The sequence below is a fragment of the Streptomyces sp. CB01881 genome (assembly GCF_002953255.1).
In the GTDB taxonomy this organism is placed as follows: Bacteria; Actinomycetota; Actinomycetes; order Streptomycetales; family Streptomycetaceae; genus Kitasatospora.
On the sequence record NZ_CP026498.1, the window covers coordinates 8,194,788 to 8,195,148 of the forward strand.

The 361-nt window shown below is 70.4% G+C and carries 1 protein-coding gene; it reads left to right on the forward strand.

Features of this window, described 5'->3' with window-relative positions:
• Positions 1–361, forward strand: a 361-nt coding sequence (locus C2142_RS40380; RefSeq protein WP_241002785.1) for an aconitase family protein, incomplete at both ends; no start/stop codon positions are given.

The window sequence follows — 361 nt, forward strand, 5'->3', positions numbered from 1 at the left end:
GCCCTGGTCGAGGCGTACGCCAAGGAGCAGGGCCTCTGGCACGACCCGTCGGTCGAGCCGGTCTACTCCGAGTACCTGGAGCTGGACGTCTCCACCGTCGTCCCGTCGATCTCCGGTCCGAAGCGCCCGCAGGACCGCGTGATCCTGGCCGAGGCCGCCGAGAAGTTCGCCGAGGCGCTGCCGGCGTACTCCGCCGAGGCCTCGAAGCCGACCGCCGTCACCGCCCCCGACGGCACGTCCTACGAGATCGACAACGGCGCGGTCGTGATCGCCTCGATCACCTCCTGCACCAACACCTCCAACCCCTCCGTCATGCTGGGCGCCGCCCTGCTGGCGAAGAAGGCCGTGGAGAAGGGCCTGC